The following is a 22,905-nucleotide window of genomic DNA, read 5'->3' as shown; positions in this document are numbered from 1 at the left end:
GCGATACGGCCTCAGGCGGCCTGGTTCTCCTCGGGCGGGGCGGTGCGCGCCAGGGTGTGGACGGCGGGCGGTGCGGTGGTGGCCGAGCGGGCCTGCGGAACGGTGCCGCCGCCGTCGCCGGACGGCGTCTCGGGCTCGGCCGGCGGGTCCTCGGACTCGGCCGGGGGCTGCTCGGGCTGGGTCGGCGGGTCGACGGGCGTGCCGGGGCCGCGGGTGTCGGAGGGCTTGGGGTCCGGGGCGGCCGGGGTGGTCGCGGTGGGCTCGGGGTCCGTGCCGGTGCCCGGGCCGCCCGGGGTGCCCGCGGGCCCGTCGCTGCGGGCGGTGCCGTCCGACGGGGTGTCCGGGGCCTCGCTCGTCCCGGCCACGGGGGCGGTGCCGTCGGCGGGCACGGTCGCGCCCCCGGGGCCTTCCGTGGCCCCCGCGGACTCCTCGGGCAGGCCCGGGGTGTCGACGGTGGCCGGGCGTTCGGCCTCCGGTCCGGGCAACGGCACCCAGGGCGCGGAGGAGTTGCCGGAGAAGAGGGTGGCGACGACCACCACGGCGTACCCGGCGAAGGCGATGCCGCAGGCCAGCCCGATCCGCCGCAGGTGGCGGCCGCGCCGGCCCGACTCGTCGACGAAGACCGGTCCGTCGGCGGGCTCCTGGAGCGGCCGGGGCTGCGGTTTGGCGTGGGCGCCGCGGGGCCGCCGGGCACCTTCGAGGTGGCGGCCGATGCCGTCCATCTGGATGGTGACTTCGAACGGGTCGTGAACGTGATGTGCGGAGGGCGGCCTGCCCCCGCCCGGCCCGTCGGCCCCGTCGTCGATCCGGTTCACGGGTGCTTCTTCCGGTGTTACGGCCATGGTGCGGCGCCACTCCCCCACTCAAGGTGTCCGGGCGCACGGAACGAAGAAACGGGCCTGCCGTCGGACCGAGCCCCCACCCCGTCCGAGCGCCCCCCTATCACACAGAGCCCGGACCAAGAATGTAGCGCACGCCGGAATCAGAAGTACTTCTGTGGTGTCACGGTTGACCCATGCTTTGACGATCGGCCTCCGGCAGCCAGGAACCGGGCGGCGCTTCGAGCCAGTGTTCGGCACGGGCGAGGGTGGCGGCCGCGCTCCGTACGGCGTCCAGCGCGGGATGGCGCAGCCCCTTGCGCCACACCAGGGAGACCGGGGAGAGCGGCACGGGGTCGGTCAGCGGGCGCAGCACGCACCCCGGCATGGGCGGGAAGTCGACCACGGCGAGCACCGGATGCCGGTATTTCGCCATGACACGTTCGAATTCCTCGCGGCCGACGGCGAGCGGCGCGGGCGGCGAGACGCGGATGCCCCGCCCGGCGAAGAGCGCGTGGGCGAGGCCGGTCCACTCGGGGGTGCGGGGGTTGCCCGCGCCCGCGTAGACGTACTCCCCGGCGAGCGCGCCGAGCGGCACCTCGGCCAGGGCGGCGAGCGGGTGGTCCTCGGGCAGGACGACCGCCATCGGCTCCAGCCGTACGGGCTGGTGGTCGAGCTGGTCGCGCAGGGCGGGTTCGAGCCCGGCCCAGCGGCCGAACGAGGCGTCGAGGCGCCCGGCGCCGATCTCCAGGGCGGCCCCGGTCAGCCCGCTCTCGTAACGGGCCATCACCTCCAGCTCGGGGACGAGGCGGCGGGCGTGCTCCAGGACGCGTTCGAAGACGAGGCCGGGCGAGTTGACGTCCACCAGCAGGGGCCTCGCCTGCCCGAAGGCACTCCCCAGCTCCTCGTAGGCGGCCAGGACCCGGCGGGCGTACGGGACGAACCGCTCGCCGTCGGGGGTGAGTTCGGCCCGGCGGGTGGAGCGGACCAGCAGTTCGGTGCCGAGTTCCGCCTCCAGCCGCCGCACGTCGCGGCTGAGGGCCTGCTGGGCGACGTAGAGGCGGGCGGCGGCCCGGGTGAAGTGGAGCTCCTCGGCGACGGCGAGGAAGGCGCGGAGCAGGCGCGGCGCGGGCTCGGGCGATGACATCCGGCGAACCTACAACGAAAGTGCGTGAATGCGGGCTCCAGAGGTGTTGGACCCCCGCGAGGGGCCCGCCGCAGACTCCTGCCATGCCCTCCCTCCCCGCGCTCCGGCGCCGCCCCGCCCTGCCCGCCACCGCCCCGCTCCTCGCGGCCACCGGCCACACCCTGGCCGTGGCGGCCCCCGCCGCACCCCCGGGCTCGGGCCCGGGCGGCCCGCCACCACCGCCTCCGCCCCGCCGTCCCCGCGCCACGGCCACCACCGGGTCCGGCCCGTCCGGCTACCTGGCCCTGCTCCGCCTCCCCGGCGCCACCGCCTTCACCCTCGGCGGGCTCCTGGCGCGGCTGCCGGCCGGGATGTTCTCGGTCAGCGCGGTCCTGATGATCGCCGCCTCACGGGACTCGTACGCGCTGGCCGGGGCCGTCACCGCGACCGGGCTGGCCGCCACCGCGCTGGTCGCCCCGTGGACGGCCCGTCTCGTCGACCGCTACGGCCAGCGCCGCGTCGCCCGGCCCGCTGCCGCCCTGGCCGTCTGCGGCGCCCTCGCCCTGGTGGCCTGCGTCCGTCTCGGCGCCCCGGCCTGGACCCTCTTCGCGGCGTACGCGGCGACCGCCACCGTCCCCAACGCCGGGGCGATGGCCCGCGCCCGCTGGCAGGCACTGCTCGGCGAGGACCCGGCCCGCCGGCACACGGCGACCTCCTTCGAGCAGGCGGTCGACGAGGTCTGCTTCATGGCCGGGCCGGCGCTCGCCGCCGTCCTGTGCACCACCCTCTTCCCGGAGGCGGGCACCCTGACCGGGGTGGCGCTGCTGGCCGTCGGGATCACCCTGTTCACCGCCCAGCGCGCCACCGAGCCCCCGCCGCACCCGCGCCCCGCCACGGGGAGCGCCGCCCCGCTCCGCCGCCCCGGCACCGCCCCGCTGCTCGCCGTCTTCCTCGCCACCGGGATCGTCTTCGGCACCCTGGAGGTCACCACCCTCGCCTTCGCCGACACCGCCGGCCACGCGGCGGCGGGCGGCCTGATCGTCGGCCTCCAGGCGGCCGGGTCCTGCGTGGCCGGGCTGGTCTACGGGGCCAGGGCACCGGCGGGCCCGGCGGCGGCCCGGCTCCCGGTCCTGCTGGCCCTGCTCACCGCCGCCCTCGCGCTGCCCGCCCTGGCCGCCACCACCGGTTCGGCGGTGCTGCTGGCCCCGGCGGTGCTGTGCGCGGGAATGGCCACCGCCCCGGTCATGATCACCGCGATGACCCTGGTCCAGCACCGCACCCCGCAGGCCCGCCTCAACGAGGGCCTCACCCTCGCCGTCACCGCGATCCTCACCGGCATCGCCCTGGGCTCGGCCCTCGCGGGCCAGGCCGCCGACCGCCTCACCCCCGGCACCGGCTACACCGTGGCCCTCGCGGCGGCCTGCGCGGCCATCGCCCTCGCCGCCCGCCTGCGCGCCCCGGCGCTGTCCGGCGTACGGGGCTGAGAAGACGACGAAGCCCCTGGTCCGGGGACCAGGGGCTTCGCCTACATGGGAATTGTGGAGATGGCGGGAATCGAACCCGCGTCCAACGGTGCGGAACCAGGGCTTCTCCGAGTGCAGTTCGCTACGCTTTTCTCGGCCCCGGCGATCACGCGAACAAGTCGCCGACAGGCCCAGTCACTGTTTGTTTTCCCACCAGACCCCGTGACCGGGTCTAGTGGTTTAGTTCCCTAATTGATGCCAGGATCCGGGTCGGGAACAGCCCCGGGCTGACACTCCGCAGAGTCTTCGCAGCTACCTAATCAGGCAGCGAGGGCGAAGGCGGAGGAATCGCGCTTGGTATTGGCGATTATTTTTTGCGACATGTGGTTTACGAGATCATTGCCGCTTCCTCGACTCGCTTCCCCTGCTTCGACATCCGCTGTCGAAACCGATCATCCCCATGTGGTGTTTTCAAAGTGGACCGGAATCAGAGAACCGAAGCCTCGGTCCCGAGCTCCCGGCCCGGCTGTCCCGTCGTGCGGGACGTTTCCCATCGTACGTGACCAACGCCTGCCCGTGCCAGCCTATTCCCGGCGGCCCGGCCAGCGGCCGGTCAGGCGCGCTGCTTGCGCCGCACCGCCGACATGGCGCGCTCGGCCTCACGGCGGTCCTGCTTCTCCCGCAGGGTCTGCCGCTTGTCGTACTCCTTCTTGCCCTTGGCCAGCGCGATCTCGATCTTGGCGCGGCCGTCCTTGAAGTACAGGGCGAGCGGCACGATGGTGTGGCCGGTCTCCTGCGACTTCGACTCCAGCTTGTCGATCTCCTCCCGGTGCAGCAGCAGCTTGCGCTTGCGGCGCGCCGAGTGGTTGGTCCAGGTGCCCTGGCTGTACTCGGGAACGTGGACGTTGTGCAGCCACGCCTCGTGCCCGTCGAGCTGGACGAAGCCGTCGACGAGGGAGGCCCGGCCCTGCCGCAGCGACTTCACCTCGGTACCGGTGAGGACCAGTCCGGCCTCGTAGGTGTCGATGATGAGGTAGTCGTGGCGCGCCTTCTTGTTCTGGGCGATGAGCTTGCGCCCTTTTTCCTTAGCCATAGTCCCGCCATCTTCGCATCAGGAGGGGGACCCGAGGCCACTCAATACCTTCTCGGCCCGCTCGGCGACGTCCCCGCCCTCCGCCTCCAGGTCGGGGGTGAGGCCGCGCCCGTCGAGGCCCCGGCCGGAGGGGGTGCGGTAGTGGCCGACGGTCAGCTCGGCGACGGAGCCGCCGGGCAGCCGGGTCGGCATCTGCACCGACCCCTTGCCGTAGGTGCGGCTGCCGACGACGACCGCGCGGCCCCGGTCCTGGAGCGCCCCGGCCAGCAGCTCGGCGGCGCTCATGGTGGCGCCGTCGACCAGGACCACCACCGGGCGCCCGGTGTCCCCGCCGGGCCTGGCGTGCAGGGAACGCGGCTCGCCGCGCACGTCGTAGGTGGCGACCAGGCCGCCGTCGAGCAGGGTGGAGGCGGTGGTGACGGCCTCGGTGACCAGGCCGCCGGAGTTGCCGCGCAGGTCCAGGACGAGGCCGGCCCGGCCGGGGGCGGCGGCGAGCGCCGAGCGCACCTCGTCGCCGGAGCCCTTGGTGAAGGCGGTGACCTTGATCCGGACGGCGCCGTGCGGCAGCCGGCCCACCGTGACGGACTCGGTGTGCAGCCGGGCCCGGCTCAGCGTCTGGACGCGGGCGCGCCCGGAGCGCTCCGTGGCGAGGGCGACCTGGCTGCCGGGGACGGCGTCGGCGCCACCGCGCAGCAGGCGGACCACCTCGGTGCTGGGCAGGCCGGTGACTGTGTGGCCGTCGATGGCGCGGAGCAGGTCGCCGGGGTGTATCCCGGCGCGCTCGGCGGGGCCGGCCTCCTGGACGCGGGCCACCTCCACGGCGCCGTCGGCGCGGGCGCGGACCCGCAGGCCGACCCCGGTGTAGCGGCCGTCGAGGGCCTGCTCGAAGGCGGCGTACTCCTCGGGGTCGTAGACCGTGCCCCAGCGGTCGCCCGAGCGGCTGACGGCCTCGGCGGCGGCGTCGGCGCCGGACTTGCCGTCGGCCTCGGCCCGGGCGGCGGCCTCCACGACGGCGTCGTGGGCGGCGGCGGGGGCCTGGGCGGCGGGGCGGTCCCCGGCGGCCGGGCGGTCGTCGCCGGGGAGGCCGCAGGTGAGCTGGGCCGCGGCGACTCCGGTCGCCACCAGGGTCAGGGCGAGGGCCCCACGGCGTCCGGCCCGGGGCCGGGAGAATGCGCTGAGACCCGACATGCGGGTGAGTCTAGGACAGAGGGAAGCGCCCCACGGAGGGCTCTCCGTGGGGCGCTCGGGGGACATCTGTCACACCTTCAGATACTTGCGCAACGCGAAGAAGGCCGCGAGCGCCGGCATCAGCACACTGGTGGCGAGGATCAGCGGGAGCTTGGTGAGGACCGCGTCCCAGCCGATGAAGTTGATGAGGTTGAGCTTCTCGGAGAGAGCCAGGCCGTTGTCGATGATGAAGTACCGGCCGAGCACCAGCATGGCGGAGGCGCCGATGCCGCCGATGAGCCCGGCGACGGCCGCCTCCATGATGAACGGCGCCTGGATGTAGAAGCCGGAGGCGCCGACCAGCCGCATGATGCCGGTCTCGCGCCGCCTGCTGAACGCCGAGACCCGGACCGTGTTGACGATCAGCATCAGCGCCACCACGAGCATCAGTGCCATCACCGCCCGCGCCGCCCAGTTCATGCCGCCGAGCATGACGAACAGGTTCTCCAGGATGCCCTTCTGGTCCTGGACGGACTGCACGCCGTCGCGCCCGGCGAACGCGGAGGCGATGACCTTGTAGTTCTCCGGGTCCTTCAGCTTGATGCGGTACGACTCCTGGAGCTGGTCCGGGGTGAGCGAGCTGGCCAGCGGCGAGTCCCCGAACTGCTCCTTGTAGTGCTTGTACGCCTCGTCGCTCGACTCGTGGACGACCTTGTCGACCGTCGGCATCTTCTTGAGGTCGACGAGGATCTGCTTCTTCTGCTCGCCGGTGACGGCGCCCTTGGCGCAGTTGGGGTCGGTCTCGCCGTCACTCTTGTTGCACAGGAAGATGGAGACGTTGACCTTGTCGTACCAGAAGCCCTTCATCGTGTTCACCTGGTCGCTCAGCAGGAGCGAGGCGCCGAACAGGGCTAGGGAGAGGGCCACGGAGACGACGACCGCGAAGGTCATCGTGAGATTGCGACGGAGACCGACGCCGATCTCCGACAGGACGAACTGGGCGCGCATGGCGTCCTTTCAGTGATCTGGGTGGTCTCAGTGCTGGTAGCCGTAGACGCCGCGGGACTGGTCGCGGACGAGGCGGCCCTTCTCCAGCTCGATGACGCGCTTGCGCATCTGGTCCACGATCTGCTGGTCGTGGGTGGCCATGACCACGGTGGTGCCGGTCCGGTTGATCCGGTCGAGCAGCTTCATGATGCCGACCGAGGTCTGCGGGTCGAGGTTGCCGGTCGGCTCGTCGGCGATGAGGAGCTTGGGGCGGTTGACGAAGGCGCGGGCGATGGCGACGCGCTGCTGCTCACCGCCGGACAGCTCGCCGGGCATCCGCTCCTCCTTCCCGCCGAGGCCGACCAGGTCGAGGACCTGCGGGACGGACTTGCGGATCTCGCCGCGGGACTTGCCGATGACCTCCTGCGCGAAGGCGACGTTCTCGGCCACCGTCTTGTTGGGCAGCAGCCGGAAGTCCTGGAAGACCGTGCCGAGCTGGCGCCGCATCTGCGGCACCTTCCAGTTGGAGAGCCGGGCCAGGTCCTTGCCGAGCACGTGGACCTGCCCCTGGCTGGTGCGCTCCTCGCGCAGGATCAGCCTGAGGAAGGTGGACTTGCCCGAACCGGACGACCCCACGAGGAACACGAACTCGCCACGCTCGACCTCCAGGGAGACATCCCTGAGTGCGGGGCGGTTCTGCTTGGGGTAGGCCTTGGAGACATTGTCGAATCGGATCACGAAAGCACCACGTGTCGCCGGGGGTAGGTGAGCGTGACCCTACGCGAAGGCGATGTGAGGGCGCAGGCGACGGTCCGTGATGCGCGGTTGTTCCCGGCATCTTCCGGACAATGCGGGTCAAGGGTTCCTGCCGCGCGCCCGTGTGAGGGGATCGTGACGGGGCACGGGGGCGCCCGGACCGCGCCTCGGGGCGCGGAAGCTGGCACAGTGGAAACAGGGCCCCGGGAACGCGTGCGGCGCCGTCGGCGTTGAGCCGGTGGGGCCCGGCCGGACCGGCGCGAGGTCCCGCCCGGGAGCGGGAGAGGAGAGCGGATGACCTACGACAGGCTGGTGTGCGCGAACTGCGCCTCGCCGGTCAGCGAGGGCCGCTGCCGGGTGTGCCGGGCACATCGCGAGCGGATGCGCCAGGAGGGCCCCTTCGGCGGGCTGAGCCCGGCGGTGCTGGCGGCGCTGGCCGCGGTACTGCTGCTGGCCCTCGCCCTGCTGGTCGCCCAGGCCCTCTGAGCGGGCGCCCGCCCGCCCCACGTACCCAGAACAGGCCCGAGGGGCCGGTCCCGGACGCCGGCTGCGTCCGCGGACCGGCCCCTCGGCCTTGCGCGTCTCCTACGGTCCGTACGGGCCCTGGGGCCCCTACGGACGGCTCACCCGGCGTGCCGGGTCACCGCTGCCGAGCCGTGGCTCAGGCGGCGGCGCCGCCGTCACGGCCGCCCACGAGGCGGGGCAGCAGCCGGAAGCCGATGCCGCCCGCGATCATGGTGGCGGCGCCGATCAGCAGGAACGTGGTCTCGGCGGCGCCGGTCTCGGCCAGCTCCTCCTTGGCCTTGCCCTGCGCGACGGGCTGCTGCCCGGCGCTGTCGGGGTTGGTGTTGACGTCGTCACCGGTGCCACCGTCGGGGCCGGTGCCGTCACCCGGAAGGGTCGGGTCGGAGCTCGGGTCCTCGGACGGGTCCGGGGTGCCGGGCTCGGTCGGGTCCGGCGTACCGGGGTCCGTCGGGTCCGGGGTGCCCGGGTCCGTGGGCTCCGGGTCGGTCGGCTCGGGGTCCGTCGGCTCGGGGTCCGTGGGCTCCGGGTCGGTCGGCTCCGGGTCGGTCGGCTCCGGGTCGGTCGGGTCCGTCGGGCCCGGGTCCGTGGGCTCGGGGTCCGTCGGCTCGTCGGTCGGCTCGGTCGGGATCTCGGTCGGCTCGTCGGTCGGCTCCGGGTCCTCGTCGCCGGCCTGGATGCCGAGCTCCAGGCCCTGCTCGTCGGCCTGGACGGAGGCGCCGAGGCCGCCGGCCTCCACATCCACGCTGAGGGCCTGCGCGGCCCCCGCGGCGGTCAGCGAGGCACCTGCGGCGATCACGGCACCGGCCGCGATCCGTGCCACGCGAATCCGCGTCTTCTTGGTCATCTGCCTGCTACCCCCTGTAGCTCATTCGTCTGAGAGGCGGCGCCAGGGGCAGGCGGACACCGGGGGCTCATGAGATCCCGCCCCCCGTTTCGCTCACACATGCCCCAGTGGAACGCATGCCGCGCGTCAGCCTTGCCAGTTTCCGAAGGGGCGTCAAGGCCGTTCCGTACGTGATGTCAGGTATACGACGACTTGGTGGTGTGAGGGTGTGGTGACTGTGACGAAAAAGGCAACTGCCACCTCCTGGGCGGCAGTTGCCTTGTCGACAAAGCGTGCGGGACGGGTACTTACTCCGCCTGCTGCTCGCGCTGCTTGCGCCAGCGGATCCCGGCCTCCAGGAAGCCGTCGATCTCACCGTTGAAGACCGCCTCCGGGTTGCCCATCTCCTCCTCCGTCCGCAGGTCCTTGACCATCTGGTACGGGTGGAGGACGTAGCTGCGCATCTGGTTGCCCCAGGAGTTGCCGCCGTCGCCCTTGAGGGCGTCCATCTTCGCCTGCTCCTCCTGGCGGCGCCGCTCCAGCAGCTTGGCCTGGAGGACGTTCATCGCGGAGGCCTTGTTCTGGATCTGCGAGCGCTCGTTCTGGCAGGAGACGACGATGCCGGTCGGGAGGTGGGTCAGGCGCACCGCCGAGTCGGTGGTGTTGACGCCCTGGCCGCCGGGGCCCGAGGAGCGGTACACGTCGACCCGCAGCTCCGACTCGTCGATCTCGATGTGGTCGGTCTGCTCGACCACCGGCAGGACCTCGACGCCGGCGAAGGAGGTCTGGCGGCGGCCCTGGTTGTCGAAGGGGGAGATGCGCACCAGGCGGTGCGTGCCCTGCTCGACGGAGAGCGTGCCGTAGGCGTACGGGGCCTGGACGGCGAAGGTGGTCGACTTGATGCCGGCCTCCTCCGCGTACGAGGTCTCGTAGACCTCGGTCTTGTAGCCGCGCTGCTCGGCCCAGCGCAGGTACATCCGCTGGAGCTTCTCCGCGAAGTCGGCCGCGTCGACGCCGCCGGCCTCGGCCCGGATGTTCACCAGGGCCTCGCGGGCGTCGTACTCGCCGGAGAGGAGGGTACGGACCTCCATCTCGTCCAGCGCCTTGCGGACCGAGGCCAGCTCGCTCTCCGCCTCGGCGCGGGTGTCGGCGTCGTCCTCCGCCTCGGCCAGCTCGAAGAGGACACCGAGGTCGTCCAGGCGCGACCGCAGGGCCTCGGTCTTGCGGACCTCGGCCTGGAGGTGGGAAAGCTTGCTCGTGATCTTCTGGGCCGCTTCGGGGTCGTCCCAGAGGGACGGGGCCGCTGCCTGCTCCTCGAGCACGGCGATTTCTGCCCTCAGCCTGTCGAGGTCGAGGACGGCCTCGATCGACTCCATGGTGGAGGAGAGGGACTTCAGCTCTTCGGATACATCGACGACTGCCACGCGTCCAGCGTAACGGCTGGGACGGGGTGCCGTGCGGGGCGCCCTTCGGGCGCGGGTCCGTGGGTGCGGCTTGTCACATGGGGGCCCTGGGGCAGGGCGGGCCTTCATGGGGGGCCTTGCGGCTGGGGGCTGGCCTGGTGGGCCTCCGCTGCCCGTGGGTGTCCTCAAGCGCCGGACGGGCTGGGGTGGGGTCCCTGGCGGGGGTGGTGGGATGACTACTGGCCTTGGCCGCCTCCGCCACTGAGTGTCCTCAGGCGCCGGACGGGCTGAGGTGGCGCCTGGCGCAGGTGGTGGGGCGACCATCGGTCGTGGCCGCCTCCGTCACAGATGTCCTCAAGCGCCGGACGGGCTTGATTTTGCCCGTCTCGGGCGAGGGGGATCGGGATGCGCGGCAGGCGCAGCAGGCCGCAGCAGGCGCCGTCGAGCCGTGGCGAGCCGCAGCGCGAGCCGCGCGGGCACGGCGGGCCGCGCGGGGCCCCGCAGGCCGTGAGGGCAGCAGGCCATGGGGGCGGCAGGCCGTGCGGACCGCAGCGGGCCGCGGACACGGACGCCCGGCAAACACAGCCCGCCCGGCGCTTGAGGGCACTGAGCCTGTCCGGCGTTTGAGGACACTCAGCCCGTCCGGCGTCTGAGGACACTCAGCCTGCCCGGCGCTTGAGGGCACCCGAGCCCGCCCGGCGTTTGAGGGCACCCCTGTGGACAGGTCAGGGCCTGGCGCCAGGGCCCTGTTGGCCGGGGGCCGACGGGGGTGGGGGGTCGGAGTGGGTGGCGGTGTAGCCGGCGATGGCGAGGGCGATGGCGGTGGCCGCCGCGGCGAGGGTGAGGCGGAGGCGGCGGCGGCGTTGTTCGGCGCGGTGGCGGGCGGAGCCGGGGCGGGGGGCGCCGGAGGCGCGGGGGGCGCGGGCGGTGCCGCGGGCGCCGCCGGCCAGTTCGTCGGGGGCCGGGACGCGCATGCTGGTGTGGGTGTCGCGGTTGGCGCCGTCACGGGCCGGGGCCCCGGGGACGAGGGAGACGGCGGCCCGGCGCGGCGTCCGCTCGTCCGGAGCCGCGGGCTCCTCGGGGGCGGCGGGCGGCTCGGCCTCGTCGGTCTCGGGCTCGTCGACGTCGAGCGGCCCGATCCTGGCGAGCGAGGGAAGCTGCTCCCGCAGCCGGGTGGCCAGCTCGGCGGCGCGCAGCCGGGAGGCGGGGGCCTTGGCGAGGCACTGGACGAGGAGCTGCCACAGCTCCTCGGGGATGCCGGGCAGCGGCACGACGGTCTCGGTGACGTGCCGCCGCAGCACCGCCCCGGGGTGCCCCCCGCCGAACGGCGTGAACCCGGCCAGCAGCTCGTAGAGCACGGTGGCGAGGGCGTAGATGTCGACGGCGGCGCGCGGCGGCAGCCCCTCGACGATCTCGGGGGCGAGGTAGTCGGGCGTACCGATGATCTTGGTGGCGGGGGCGCGTCCGGCGGCCCGGTCCGGGGTGCGGCGCGGGGTGTCGATGAGCTTAGCCACGCCGAAGTCGGTCAGCAGGGCCGGGTGGGCGCCGCTGGGACCGAGCGGCCCCTCCATGTCGAGGAGGACGTTCTCGGGCTTGACGTCGCGGTGGATGACCCCGGCGGCGTGCGCGGCGGCCAGGCCGTCGGCGATGTCGGCGGTGATGGCGACGGCGGCCTCGGGGGCGAGCCGGCGCTCCCGGTTGAGCCGGGTGCGCAGGTCGGTGCCGCGGACCAGGTCCATGACGAGGGCGAGGTCGTTGCCGTCGACGACCAGGTCGCGGACGGCGACCACGTGCGGGTGGTCCAGGCCGAGCAGCGCGGTCCGCTCCTGGACGAAGCGGCCGACGAGTTCCTGGTCGGCGGCGAGGTCGTCGCGGAGGATCTTCACGGCGACGGGCCCCTCGGGCCCCTCGCCGAGCCACACCGTCCCGGCGCTGCCCCGCCCCAGGATCTGGTGGGCGGTGTACCGGCTGCCGATCTTCCGTGCCAAGACGTGCTCCGACGTGTCGGGCCCCGGGGCCACGCCACGGGGACTGAGGGGGGTGTGGGCACCGCTGGGCGGGGGCGGCCCGCTCCAGGCCCGCCCGGCGTACGTCCGCAGCCGCCCGCCCGGTCAAAATACGCGCCGTCGGCGGACCCCCGTGCCCGGGTCGGCGGACCGGGCCGCCCCGGCGACTGCTTTTGCCCGGATTCCCGGGGGTTCCGGTCCGAAATTGACCGGGTCATATGTCGACTTGTCTGCACGGTCGCTCATCTGAAAAGACTTCCGGGCCGCCCGCGCAGGTGTACGCCGCGCGGGCGGCCCGGTCCGGCCCACGGCCCGGGGCAGGCGGCCCCGGGCCGGCGCCCTAGTTGAAGCTGGAGACCCAGTCGACGACCGACTCCACCCAGCTGCTGATCTGCTCCCAGTAGCCCTTCCCGGCGCCGATCCAGTCCTGGAGCGGGGTCAGCTCCCAGATCAGCCAGCCGGCGACGAAGAGGATCACCAGCGTGAAGAGGCAGCCCTTGAGGCAGCCGAGGCCGGGGATGCGCATCGGGTTGGCGCTGCGGCGGCGCGGCTCGCGGGGCTCCCTCGGCGGCCGCTCGGCGCGCGGCGGCGGCTGCGGCTCGTACCGCTGGGGCTGCGGCTGGGGCGGCGGGGGCGGCGCGTACCGCTGCGGCTGGTGCTGGGGCGGTGCGGCGTACTGCTGCTGCTGGTTCGGGTACGGCTGGGGCGGCGGGGCCTGCTGGTGGCCGCGGTTGTCGTAGCCGCCCTGCTGCTGGCCCTGGCCCTGCCCGGGGGCGGGGCGGCGCTGGGGGCGGCGGCGCAGCGGGTCCTCGCCCGGGTCGAGGTACTGGACCTGGGTCTGTTCGTTGCGGTCGCGGGCGGCGCGCAGCTGGTTCTGCCAGGGGTGCGGGTCGTCCGGGTTCTGGCCGGGCGGGACCGGCGGCATCATCGCGGTCGGGTCGGCGTCGCCGCCGCGTCCGCCCGCGCCGGGGCCGGTGTTCGGCAGGACGCTGGTGGCGGCGGCCGGGTCGTAGGAGCCGGGGGCGCCGGTGGTGGGCAGGACGGTGGTGGCGGCGTTCGGGTCGCCGCCGGGGTCCTGCGGGACCGGGGCCGGGGACGGGTCGGGGGCGAGCAGCGCGGCCACGCCCTCGGCGGCGGCGATCTGCGCGCTGGAGGCGTGCACGCCGACGCCCTGGGCGACGGTGCGCAGGGCACGGGCGAGGTTCTCGGCGCTGGGCCGCTCGTCCGGGTTCTTGCGCAGGCAGCGTTCGACCACGGTCCACAGGGGCTCGGGGACGTTCCCGGGCCGGGCGGGCTCCTCCTCCAGGTGCCGGTGGAGGACCTCGAGCGCGGTGCCGCCGGCGAACGGCGGACGCCCGGTGAGCAGCTCGTAGAGGAGGATGCCGGCGCCGTAGATGTCGACGGCGGAGGTCTGCGGGCGGCCCTCGGCGGACTCCGGGGCCACGTAGGCCGGGGTGCCGACGAACTCGTGGGTGCGGGTGAGCCCCGGCGAGTCGGCGAGGCGGGCGATGCCGAAGTCGGTGAGGAGCGGGTGCAGCTCGCCGCCGGATTCGCGCAGCAGCACGTTGGCCGGCTTGAGGTCGCGGTGGACGACGCCGTCGGCGTGGCTGGCGGCGAGCGCGTCGGCGACCTGCGCGGTCAGCAGGCTCGCGGCGACCGGGGAGAGCGGTCCGTTCTCCCGCAGGTAGCGGTGGAGGTCGGGGCCGTCGACCAGGTCCATGACGAGGGCGAGCAGGTCGCCCTCCACGACGAGGTCGCGGACCCGGACGATGTTCGGGTGGGTGAGGCGGAGCAGGACGGAACGCTCGCGCAGGAAGCGCATCACGATGTCCGGGTCGCTCGCCAGCTCCTCCTTGAGGACCTTGATGGCGACGGTCTCCCCGGGGCTGCCGGTGACGGCCGCCTCGGCTCCGGCGGGCACGGTCTGACGGGCCCGCCAGACGGTGCCGGTGGCGCCGCGCCCGAGCGGCTCCTCCAGGAGGTACTTGCTGCCTACCGGCCGCACGTCATGCGCTCCCTGCTGATCAGGTGGGTCCGGCGTCCGCCCGGGGCGCCGATCCTGGTCGGTGTGGTGTCTCGTGGTCTTCGGTCGGGTGCCTGCGGGTCCGGGGCCCCGCTGGGCTCCGTACCCGCCCGGGGGACCGCTCAGCCCACCGGACCGGACCCGGTAGCCCGGGTGACCGGCGGCCGCCCGGAGGCCCGCGCGGAAACGGACCCGTACGGGCCCCTTCCGGTCACCGGCGAAGCAAACCGTTCCCGGATGTTCCGGTCCACTGTAGTGCCGCGCCGCCCGGGGCGTCCCGGACGAGCACGCCCACCCCCATGGCCACGCACGTGAGCGGGCCCGCGGTTCCGCGCACGGCACAGGTTCCGCCCCGACCCGCGCGTGCTTCCGGCCGTAGTAGGCCGACGCTGCTCCGGTCACTGCGAGCGGTAACTCTCCTTTTGTTCGTGTTTCACCCGAGGGGGAACGTGGCGGTCGCGCGGTGGTCCGGCCGACAGGGACGGCTCCGGCCGATCGGCCGGAGCCGTCGTACCGGGCGTGCTCACTTCGCAGGGAGCCAGCGTCGGGGGAGGCTCCGCCGTGCGCCCTGATGGGCGGGTGCGCCCGGCGGGCGCCGTAGTGCGCGGGTGTGCGCCTGGGCGTGGGACAGAGGGTCCGGGGTGGCGGGTGAGCGGTCCTCGCCGGGACTTTTCCGAGCAGAGACGGCCAATCAAGATCACTTACTGTTGGACGGGGCGCGCGTTGTCACCGGCAAGTGACAGGATGCCTCCGATGTACTGGCCGACGGGCCGGTGAGTGGCGGGTGTTCGGGCTTGCGAGCCTTCCGCCGTCCCGGCGCAGAAGGGACCGCTGACCGCGATGCAGATCCGGCTGACCGTCCTCGGACCGCCCGGCGGCCCGGCCGCCCCCGACGGCTGCGACGTCCTGGTCACCGCTCCCCCCGGCACCCCGCTCGCGGCGGTCTCCGGTGCCCTCGCGCAGGCGGCGCAGGCGGGTGAGGGGCCCGTCGTGCTGTACGCGGGCGGGGACCGGCTCGACAGCCAGCGCTCCCTGCTCGGCGACCCGCCGCTGATCGACGGCGCCGTCCTCTCGCTGCACGGTCCCGGGCCCGCTCCGGTCCCGCCGGACGCCCGTACGCGGCTGCACGTGGTCTCCGGGCCGGACGCGGGCGGCGTCCACCTGCTGCACGGCGGCCGCGCCGGGGTCGGCCGGGCCGAGGACGCCGACATCGCCCTGGACGACCCGGACGTCTCCCGGGCCCACTGCGCCGTCACCGTCGGCGCCGACGGCCGGGTGCTCGTCGCCGACCTCGACTCGACCAACGGCACCACGGTGGACGGCGAGCCGGTCGGCCGCGAGCCGGTCCGGCTGGCCCCGGGCGCCCTGCTGCGCATCGGCGAGTCCGGGCTGCGCCTGGCCGACGAGCCGCCGCCCGCCGTGTCCGCCTCCGCCGACGGGGAGGGCCGCCTCCGCGTCGCCACCCCCGACGCCGGGCCCGCCGCCCCCTTCGCCCCGGCCGAGCAGGCTCCGCCCTCCGCCCCGGCCCCCGACGCCGGTCAGGAGGCGTACGGGACGGAGGAGGAAGCGCCCCGCAGGCGGGGCGGCCTCGGGGCCTGGGCCCGGCGCTTCTCCACGCCCCGTGCCTCCGGCGCGGCCGTGCCGGAACCGGCGGCCCCGGCCGCGCCCGCCCCCCGCCAGCCCGACGCCTGGCCGGACCCGGCCGCCCTGCTGCTGACCGCGCTCGGTCCGGGCCCGCGCCTGTGGGAGCGGGCGCAGGGCCACCCCGAGACGCTCACCGTGCGCCTGGGCACCGCCGACCGTGCCGCCGGTCCCGGCGCGGGCCCGCTCCAGGCGGTGCCGGTCACCGTCGGCCTGCTGGAGGCCGGTTCGCTCGGGCTCGCCGGGCCCCGGCCGCGGCTGACGGGGCTGGCCCGTGCCGTGCTCGCCCAGCTCACCGCCCTGCACGCGCCGGACCGGCTCGACCTGGTCCTGATCTCCGCCGACCGGTCGCGGCCGGTGGAGGAGCGGACCGCCGAGTGGTCCTGGCTGGGCTGGCTGCCGCACGTACGCCCGGCCCGGGGGCAGGACTGCCGCCTGCTCCTGGCCCACGACCGCGAACAGGCCGCCGCCCGCACCGGCGAGCTGCTGCGCCGCCTCGACGACACCCTGCACGAGCAGGCCGCGCGCCGGGCCGCCGGCGGCGTGGTCGACGAGGAGGGGAGCGGCCCGTACACCGTGGTGGTGCTCGACGGCGATCCCGGTACAACCGAGCTGCGGGAGGCGGCCGGGCGGCTCGCCGCGCAGGGGGCGGCGGCCGGTATCCACGTGCTGTGCCTGGCCGAGACGGAGCCCGCCTCGCCGACCTCCCCGCTGGCCGCCACCTTCGAGGCCGCCGCCGGGCAGAATCCGGCGTTCCGCTCCTGCGGGGCCGCCGCCCTGCTCACCGGCGACGTCGCCACCGCGCTCCGGCTGCTGCGGGTCGCCGGGGGCAGCCCGGTCGGGCAGGGCGTGCCCGCCACCGTCGACGCGGTCTCGCCCGCCTGGGCCGAGCGGTTCGCCCGCGCGCTGGCCCCGCTGCGCCCCGACACCCCCTCGGCCGAGCCGCACGCCCGGGTCGCCGCCCCGCTCCCCCGCACCGCCCGCCTCCTGGACGAACTGGGCCTGGCCCGCGCCACCCCGGCCTCCCTGCTGGCCCGCTGGGCGGCCGCCGCCGACCAGCCCGATCCGCCGCAGGGCCCGCCCGGGTGCGTCACTGCGGTCCTCGGCGCCGGACGGCACGGCCCTGTCACCGTCGACCTGGCCGCCGACCACGGCGCCCACCTGCTGATCGAGGGCCCGCCCGGCAGCGGCCGTACCGAACTCCTGCGCGCGCTGGCCGCCTCGCTCTGCGCGGCCGAGCGGCCCGAGCGGCTCGGGCTGATCCTGCTCGACGGGGCGGACACGGGCGGCCCCGGCGTCGGCGAGGGGCTGCGCTCCTGTACGGAGCTGCCGCACGTCACCGCCCGTCTCGGCGCCCACGACCCGGTGGTCATGCGGGAGTTCGCGCAGACCCTGGCGGCCGAGCTGAAGCGCCGCGCCGAACTGCTCACCCCCGCCGCCGCGCCCACCCCCTCGGTGCCCGCGCCGCGGTCGGCCCGGACGACGGCGATAGCCCGCGACGGTGCCGCGTCCCGCCCCGGCACCGTCTCCCACCAGGCGCTCACCGGGGACACCCGGACCGTGCCCGCGACGCTCCCCGCCCAGTCCCAAGGCGAGGTGGAGGCACCGCCGAGCCGCACCCTGCGGCTGCGCACCACTCCCGGTGCCGCCGGTGAACCGACGGCCGCCGCGCCCCCGCCCCGCCTCGTCGTCCTCGTCGACGACCTCGACGCCCTCCTCTCCCCCGCGCTCGGCTCGCCGGGCAGGCCGTCGGCCGGGTCGGTGGTCCGGGCGCTGGAGGCGGTCGCCCGGGACGGCGAACGCCTCGGCGTCCACCTGATCGCCACCACCGCCTCGACGGAACGGGCCGCCACCACCGAACTGGCCCGCCGTACCCTGCTCCGCGTCACCCTGGACACCCCGCTCGGCGGCCCCGAGGACCCGGCCCCGGGGCGCGGCGCCCTCACCGCCCCCGACACCGACCTCCCCGTCCCCTTCCAGGCCGGCCGCGTCAGCGGCCGCATCCCGCGCACTGCCACCCTGCGCCCCACCGTCGTCCCCCTGGACTGGTCCCGCGCCGGCGACCCGCCCACCCGGCGGCCGGTACGCGAACTGGGCAACGGACCCACCGACTTGGCGCTGCTGGCGAGCGCGCTGGAGCGGGCGGCGGCAGCCGGGACGTGAGCGGGGCGGGCCGGTGGCGGCCCGCTCGCCCCGGGGTGAGTCCGGGCGGAGCGTCGCCGAGGGCCGAGACGACGGCCGCGCGGACGGCGTGGCGGTCGAGTGCGGCGATGCGCCGGATGCCGGCCCCGCCGGGGGCGCAGACCTTCTCCCGCAGGGTCGCCACCTCGCGGCTGTCCGCCCGGAGCCAGGCGGCGGTGCCGGTGAGCACCTGGGTGACGAGTTCCCGGGCCAGGTCGCGCGGAACGCCCCGTACCGCGCCCGCCTCGATCATCGCCTCGGCGAGGCAGAGGACGTAGGCGGGGCCGCCGCTGCTGAGCGGGCCCAGGACCGCGTGCTGGTCCTCGGGGACGCGCACCACCTTCCCGGACCGCTCGAAGAGGCCCGCGGCCGCGTCGGCCTGGGCGGCCGAACAGGACGCGCCGGGCGTCAGCAGGGTCAGCCCCTCCCCCGCCCGCGCGGTCAGGCTCGGCATGGCCAGGCCCGGCGCCCACCCCCTCGGGCAGCCCCTCCTCCAGCTCCGCCAGCGGGACGCCGTCCGCGAGCGAGACCACCACGGCCCCGTCCCGCAGCCGCCCCGCGATCTCGTCCAGCACCTGCGCGACCCCGGCGGCCGGTACGGCCAGCACGACGATCCCCGCCTCCGAGGCCGCCGCCGCGTTGTCGGTCGTCCCCCGCACCCCGTGCGAGGCGCTCAGGGCGTCGACGTGGTCCCGGCTCCGGGCGGTCACCCACACCGCGCCGGGATCGAGCCCCCCGGCCAGCGCCCCGCCGACGAGCGCCTCGCTCACCGCCCCCGCGCCGAGGAACGCGACCTTCTCCCGGGCGCCGCCCACGCTGTCGACCGATCGATTCACGCCAGGATCGTATCCGGAAGGGACATAAGGGGCATTCCCGTGCGAGGCGGTGGGGCGGGGTGCCGGCCCGCCCCTTCGGCCGCCCGGCGCGGAAGGCGGTTCCGGTCTCCGGGTGCACGGAGGCCGCGAAGGCCCCGGGCGCGGACGCCGTGGGGCAACCCGGCACGACCGTCGTGAACCCTCCGGAGCTGCACTGACGTCACGTCACAAGCCGATCACATCGGCGAGTTGGCCGTGACCCGCCTCTTGCCGACCCCGGGCCACCCGCGTAGACCGGAACACCACATCGGCGGGTCCCCCTGGACGGGCCCGCCGGACGGAACCCACCAGAACGGGGAAGCCATGAGTGGAGCTTCGCGCATCCGCAGGACGGCCGTGCTGGCGGCGGCCGCCGCCCTCACCCTCAGCGCGTGCGGCGGCTCGGGCGGCGACGGCGGCAAGGACGACGACGCGCCGAAGGCGAAGGGCCCGAACCTGAAGGGCCAGACGGTCTCGGTGGCCGCGGTGTGGAGCGGGCCGGAGAAGGACGCGTTCCGCAAGGTCCTGGACGCCTTCGAGGAGTCGACCGGCGCCAAGGTCACGCTGGTCCCGGCGCAGGACCCGATCATCGGCTTCCTGGAGTCGAAGGTGGCGGGCGGCGGCCAGCCCGACGTGGCGATGCTGCCGCAGGTGGGCGCGATCGAGCAGGCGGTGGCCAACGGCTGGGCCAAGCCGCTCGGCAAGGGCGCCGAGGAGGCGCTCACGACCAACTACAGCAAGGGCTGGGCGGATCTCGGCTCGGTGGACGGGACCCCGTACGGCGTGTACTTCAAGGCGGCCAACAAGTCGCTGGTCTGGTACAACACCGCGGTCTTCGAGAACGCGGGTGTCGAGGAGCCGAAGACCTGGGACGAGTTCCTGAAGGCGGCGCAGACCGTCTTCGACTCGGGCGTGACCCCGGTGTCGGTGGCGGGTGCGGACGGCTGGACGCTGACCGACTGGTTCGAGAACGTCTACCTGTCGCAGGCGGGCCCGGAGAAGTACGACCAGCTGGCGAAGCACGAGATCAAGTGGACCGACGCGTCGGTGACGAAGGCGCTGGAGACCCTCGCGGACCTCTTCGGCAACAAGGACTTCCTGGCGGGCGGCCAGAGCGGCGCGCTCCAGACGGAGTTCCCGGCCTCGGTGACGCAGACCTTCACCGGCGGTGACCAGCCGAAGGCCGGGATGGTCTTCGAGGGCGACTTCGTCTCGATCAACATCGGCCAGACCGACGCGGAGATCGGCACCGACGCCAAGGTCTTCCCGTTCCCGGCGGTCGGCGAGAACTCGCCCGCCGTGGTGGGCGGTGACGCGGCCGTGGCGCTGAAGGACAGCAAGGGCGCGCAGGCGCTGCTGACCTTCCTGGCCGGTCCGGAGAGCGCCGAGATCTGGGCGAAGGAGGGCGGCTTCCTCTCCCCCAACAAGGCGGTGGACACCGCCGCGTACCCCAACGACGTGCAGCGGGACATAGCCGAGGCGCTGATCGCCGCCGGGGACGACATCCGCTTCGACATGTCGGACCAGGCGCCGCAGGCGTTCGGCGGGACGCCCGGCAAGGGTGAGTGGAAGGCGCTCCAGGACTTCCTGAAGAACCCGAAGGACGTCGCGGGTACCCAGAAGGCCCTGGAGCGGGCCGCCGCCGCTGCCTACAAGGAGTGAGGATGGCGGACGGGACGAAGACCGGACCGGCGGCGGCCCCGCCGGCTCCGGCCCGCAGGCGACGCCGCTGGACCCCCGTGCTGTTCCTGCTTCCGGCGCTGGTGCTGCTGGGAGCGCTGGTGGTGTACCCGATCGGGTACTCGGTGGTCCGCAGCGTGCTGGACAAGGCCGGCGAGTCCTTCGTCGGCGTCGACAACTACGTCACCCTCTTCACCGACGACTCCATCCGCACGGCGCTGGCCAACAACCTGATCTGGGTGGCGCTGGCGCCGACCGTCGCCACCGCCCTCGGCCTGGTCTTCGCGGTGCTGACCGAGCGGGTCCGCTGGGGCACGGCGTTCAAGCTGGTCGTCTTCATGCCGATGGCCATCTCGATGCTGGCCTCCGGCATCATCTTCCGGCTGGTCTACGAGCAGGACCCGGACCGGGGTGTCGCCAACGCCGCCTGGGTCGCAGTCCACGACACCTTCAACGAGTCCTCGGCCTTCCCGAAGGCCCACCCGGGCCCGAAGTCCCCGCTGGAGAAGAGCGAGGGCGGTTCCTTCACCACCCGGGAGCCGGCCCGCGCCGGTGAGCCGGTGCTGCTGCCGCTGGTCGGCGTGGCCCCGGACAAGATGCCCGAGGACGCGGCCCCGGCCGCCGAGGCCAAGGCCGACCCGGGGAAGGTGACCGGCACCGCCTGGCAGGACTTCACCCGGGGCGGCGGCGGAACCCCCTCGGTGGTCGACCCGGAGGAGCTGGGCTATCCCGGCATCCGGGTGGAGGCGGTCAAGGACGGCAAGGTGGTCGCCGAGACCCGGGCGGGACCCGACGGCACCTTCGCCCTGCCCGCCGAGGCCGACGGGGCGCAGCTGCGCTTCCCGGCCGACAACTTCCGCGAGCCGTACAACGGCGTCGACTGGCTCGGCCCGTCCCTGGTGACCCTCTCGGTGATCAGCGCGTACGTGTGGATGTGGGCCGGGTTCGCGATGGTGCTGATCGCGGCCGGGCTCGCGGGTGTGCCCCGGGAGCTGATGGAGGCGGCCCGGATCGACGGGGCCAACGAGTGGCAGGTCTTCCGGCGGATCACGGTGCCGATGCTGGCGCCGGTGCTCGGCGTGGTCCTGGTGACGCTGATGATCAACGTCCTGAAGATCTTCGACCTGATCGTGGTGATCGCCCCGGGCTCCTCCCGGGACGACGCCAACGTGCTGGCGGTCCAGCTCTACGACTCGGCCTTCGGCGACCGGGACCTCGGGGTGGCGAGCGCCATCGCGGTGCTGCTCTTCCTGCTGGTGATGCCGGTGATGGTGACCAATGTGCGGCGGCTGCGGAAGGAGGCACGCCGATGAGCGCGCGTGAGCCCGCGCTGGGATCGCGGATCGCGGCCCGGCTGAGCGGCGGGCTGGTGCAGTTCGTCCTGGTGGTGGTCGGCCTGTTCTGGCTGATGCCGACGGTGGGGCTGCTGCTCTCCTCGCTGCGCGCCCCGGGCGACATCGCGGAGAGCGGCTGGTGGACGGTGTTCACCGCCCCGGCCCAGCTGACCTGGGAGAACTACCAGGGGGTGCTGGAGGACGGGGCGATCACCGGTTCGCTGCTCTCCACGGTGGCGATCACGGTCCCGGCGACGGTGCTGGTCATCGTGATCGGCTCGCTGGCCGGGTACGCCTTCGCCTGGCTGGAGTTCCCGGGCCGCGACTGGTGGTTCGTGCTGGTGGTGGCCCTGCTGGCGGTGCCGGTGCAGGTGGCGCTGGTGCCGGTGTCGGAGCTGTTCGGCTGGGTCGGGCTCTTCGAGACGACGGCCGGGGTGGTCCTCTTCCACGTGGCCTTCGGCCTGCCCTTCGCGGTCTTCCTGATGCGGAACTTCTTCGCGCAGATCCCGAAGGAGCTGATGGAGGCGGCCCGCCTGGACGGCGCCGGCGAGGTCCGGCTCTTCACCCGGGTGGTGCTGCCGCTGGGCGGCCCGGCCATCGCCTCGCTCGGCATCTTCCAGTTCCTGTGGGTCTGGAACGACATGCTGGTGGCGCTGGTCTTCGCCGACTCGGACTCGCCGCCGGTGACGGTCGCCCTCCAGCAGCAGGTACGCCAGTTCGGCAACAACATCGACATCCTCGCCCCCGGGGCCTTCCTGTCGATGATCATCCCGCTGGCGGTCTTCTTCGCCTTCCAGCGGCAGTTCGTCTCCGGCCTGATGTCGGGGGCGGTCAAGTAGGCCCATTCCGGCTGGTGTTGGCGGGGCCGTCCGGCGGCAACACCGGGCGGCCCCGCCGTCCTTCGCGCATCTGTCCGTCACCGCGGCGGTTCCCCCGGATGCCGCATTCCGCGTAACCGGCACGCCGGAACGCGCGTTCTGGGGCGGTAGGCCCCAGGACTCGCGTCGACCCATCGGATGTGCCGT

At 74.4% G+C, this 22,905-nt stretch carries 16 protein-coding genes, 1 other RNA gene and 2 pseudogenes; 6 read left to right on the top strand and 13 right to left on the bottom strand.

All coding sequences use genetic code 11. The annotated features are described in order from the left end of the window. Positions 1-11: 11 nt before the first annotated feature. Positions 12-815: a hypothetical protein gene (locus IF45_RS0121905; protein ID WP_030309067.1), complete on the bottom strand. Its 804-nt coding sequence runs from the start codon at positions 813-815 to the stop codon at positions 12-14. 187 nt (positions 816-1,002) lie between these two features. After that, positions 1,003-1,965 carry a LysR family transcriptional regulator gene (locus tag IF45_RS0121900; RefSeq protein WP_003950496.1) on the bottom strand — a complete coding sequence of 321 codons (963 nt, stop codon included), beginning with the start codon at positions 1,963-1,965 and terminating at the stop codon, positions 1,003-1,005. An 83-nt stretch (positions 1,966-2,048) separates the two neighbouring features. Here IF45_RS0121900 and IF45_RS0121895 point away from each other — a divergent pair, with 83 nt between their 5' ends. After that, positions 2,049-3,428, top strand: coding sequence for an MFS transporter (locus IF45_RS0121895; protein ID WP_030309065.1), 1,380 nt, complete (start codon positions 2,049-2,051; stop codon positions 3,426-3,428). Positions 3,429-3,480: 52 nt separating this feature from the next. Here IF45_RS0121895 and ssrA read toward each other — a convergent pair. The 5 genes from ssrA to ftsE all read right to left on the bottom strand — a co-directional run bounded on the left by ssrA (position 3,481) and on the right by ftsE (position 7,392). Beyond that, positions 3,481-3,867: a transfer-messenger RNA gene (gene ssrA / locus IF45_RS32530) on the bottom strand. A 153-nt stretch (positions 3,868-4,020) separates the two neighbouring features. Further along, entirely contained in the window at positions 4,021-4,500 is a 480-nt protein-coding gene (gene smpB / locus IF45_RS0121890) for an SsrA-binding protein SmpB (protein ID WP_003950494.1), read from the bottom strand. Between the two features lie 18 nt (positions 4,501-4,518). Next, positions 4,519-5,688 (bottom strand): S41 family peptidase, encoded by a 1,170-nt coding sequence (locus tag IF45_RS0121885; RefSeq protein WP_165397890.1) that lies wholly within the window; start codon positions 5,686-5,688, stop codon positions 4,519-4,521. 69 nt (positions 5,689-5,757) lie between these two features. Then, positions 5,758-6,675, bottom strand: a complete 918-nt coding sequence (gene ftsX, locus IF45_RS0121880; protein WP_003950491.1) for a permease-like cell division protein FtsX — start codon at positions 6,673-6,675, stop codon at positions 5,758-5,760. Between the two features lie 27 nt (positions 6,676-6,702). Then, complete coding sequence (gene ftsE / locus IF45_RS0121875; protein WP_003950489.1) at positions 6,703-7,392, bottom strand: cell division ATP-binding protein FtsE; 690 nt, start codon at positions 7,390-7,392, stop codon at positions 6,703-6,705. Positions 7,393-7,704: 312 nt separating this feature from the next. Between ftsE and IF45_RS0121870 the strand changes: the two genes are divergently transcribed. Continuing rightward, on the top strand, positions 7,705-7,896 hold the full coding sequence (locus IF45_RS0121870) for a hypothetical protein (protein WP_003950488.1): 192 nt from the start codon (positions 7,705-7,707) through the stop codon (positions 7,894-7,896). A gap of 175 nt (positions 7,897-8,071) precedes the next feature. On the opposite strand, the gene IF45_RS0121865 is transcribed toward IF45_RS0121870, so the two are convergent. From IF45_RS0121865 to IF45_RS0121850, 4 genes are all read right to left on the bottom strand, one after another. Continuing rightward, the gene (locus tag IF45_RS0121865; RefSeq protein WP_030309061.1) at positions 8,072-8,779 is read right to left on the bottom strand and encodes a hypothetical protein; all 708 of its coding nucleotides are present in this window, start codon (positions 8,777-8,779) and stop codon (positions 8,072-8,074) included. A 287-nt stretch (positions 8,780-9,066) separates the two neighbouring features. Then, positions 9,067-10,182 (bottom strand): peptide chain release factor 2, encoded by a 1,116-nt coding sequence (prfB, locus tag IF45_RS0121860; protein ID WP_003950486.1) that lies wholly within the window; start codon positions 10,180-10,182, stop codon positions 9,067-9,069. A gap of 704 nt (positions 10,183-10,886) precedes the next feature. Beyond that, a complete protein-coding gene (locus IF45_RS0121855) occupies positions 10,887-12,149 on the bottom strand; it encodes a serine/threonine-protein kinase (protein WP_030309059.1) in 1,263 nt (420 codons plus the stop codon). Between the two features lie 358 nt (positions 12,150-12,507). Continuing rightward, positions 12,508-14,172: a serine/threonine-protein kinase gene (locus IF45_RS0121850; RefSeq protein WP_030309057.1), complete on the bottom strand. Its 1,665-nt coding sequence runs from the start codon at positions 14,170-14,172 to the stop codon at positions 12,508-12,510. Between the two features lie 858 nt (positions 14,173-15,030). Here IF45_RS0121850 and IF45_RS0121845 point away from each other — a divergent pair. Continuing rightward, positions 15,031-17,994: an FHA domain-containing protein gene (locus tag IF45_RS0121845; protein WP_030309055.1), complete on the top strand. Its 2,964-nt coding sequence runs from the start codon at positions 15,031-15,033 to the stop codon at positions 17,992-17,994. Between the two features lie 112 nt (positions 17,995-18,106). On the opposite strand, the pseudogene IF45_RS34015 reads toward IF45_RS0121845, so the two are convergent. Together IF45_RS34015 and IF45_RS34010 are read right to left on the bottom strand one after the other, a co-directional pair. Next, positions 18,107-18,466 (bottom strand): annotated as a pseudogene (locus IF45_RS34015) (pyrroline-5-carboxylate reductase family protein); the annotation flags it as partial. Positions 18,467-18,581: 115 nt separating this feature from the next. Next, positions 18,582-18,782 (bottom strand): annotated as a pseudogene (locus IF45_RS34010) (pyrroline-5-carboxylate reductase family protein); the annotation flags it as partial. 408 nt (positions 18,783-19,190) lie between these two features. Between IF45_RS34010 and IF45_RS0121830 the strand changes: the two are divergent. Genes IF45_RS0121830 through IF45_RS0121820 form a run of 3 tightly spaced genes read left to right on the top strand, consistent with a single transcriptional unit; the run spans position 19,191 to position 22,719 of the window. Further along, positions 19,191-20,528, top strand: coding sequence for an ABC transporter substrate-binding protein (locus IF45_RS0121830; protein ID WP_015507199.1), 1,338 nt, complete (start codon positions 19,191-19,193; stop codon positions 20,526-20,528). A 2-nt stretch (positions 20,529-20,530) separates the two neighbouring features. Next, positions 20,531-21,859 (top strand): carbohydrate ABC transporter permease, encoded by a 1,329-nt coding sequence (locus tag IF45_RS0121825; RefSeq protein WP_030309053.1) that lies wholly within the window; start codon positions 20,531-20,533, stop codon positions 21,857-21,859. Next, positions 21,856-22,719, top strand: coding sequence for a carbohydrate ABC transporter permease (locus IF45_RS0121820; protein ID WP_003950478.1), 864 nt, complete (start codon positions 21,856-21,858; stop codon positions 22,717-22,719). The genes IF45_RS0121825 and IF45_RS0121820 overlap by 4 nt, the downstream gene beginning before the upstream one ends. Positions 22,720-22,905 lie beyond the last annotated feature (186 nt).

The organism is Streptomyces albidoflavus (assembly GCF_000719955.1).
Taxonomy (GTDB): Bacteria; Actinomycetota; Actinomycetes; order Streptomycetales; family Streptomycetaceae; genus Streptomyces; species Streptomyces albidoflavus.
Note: the sequence above shows the minus strand (reverse complement) of the source record. Positions and strands in the feature narration are given on the sequence as shown.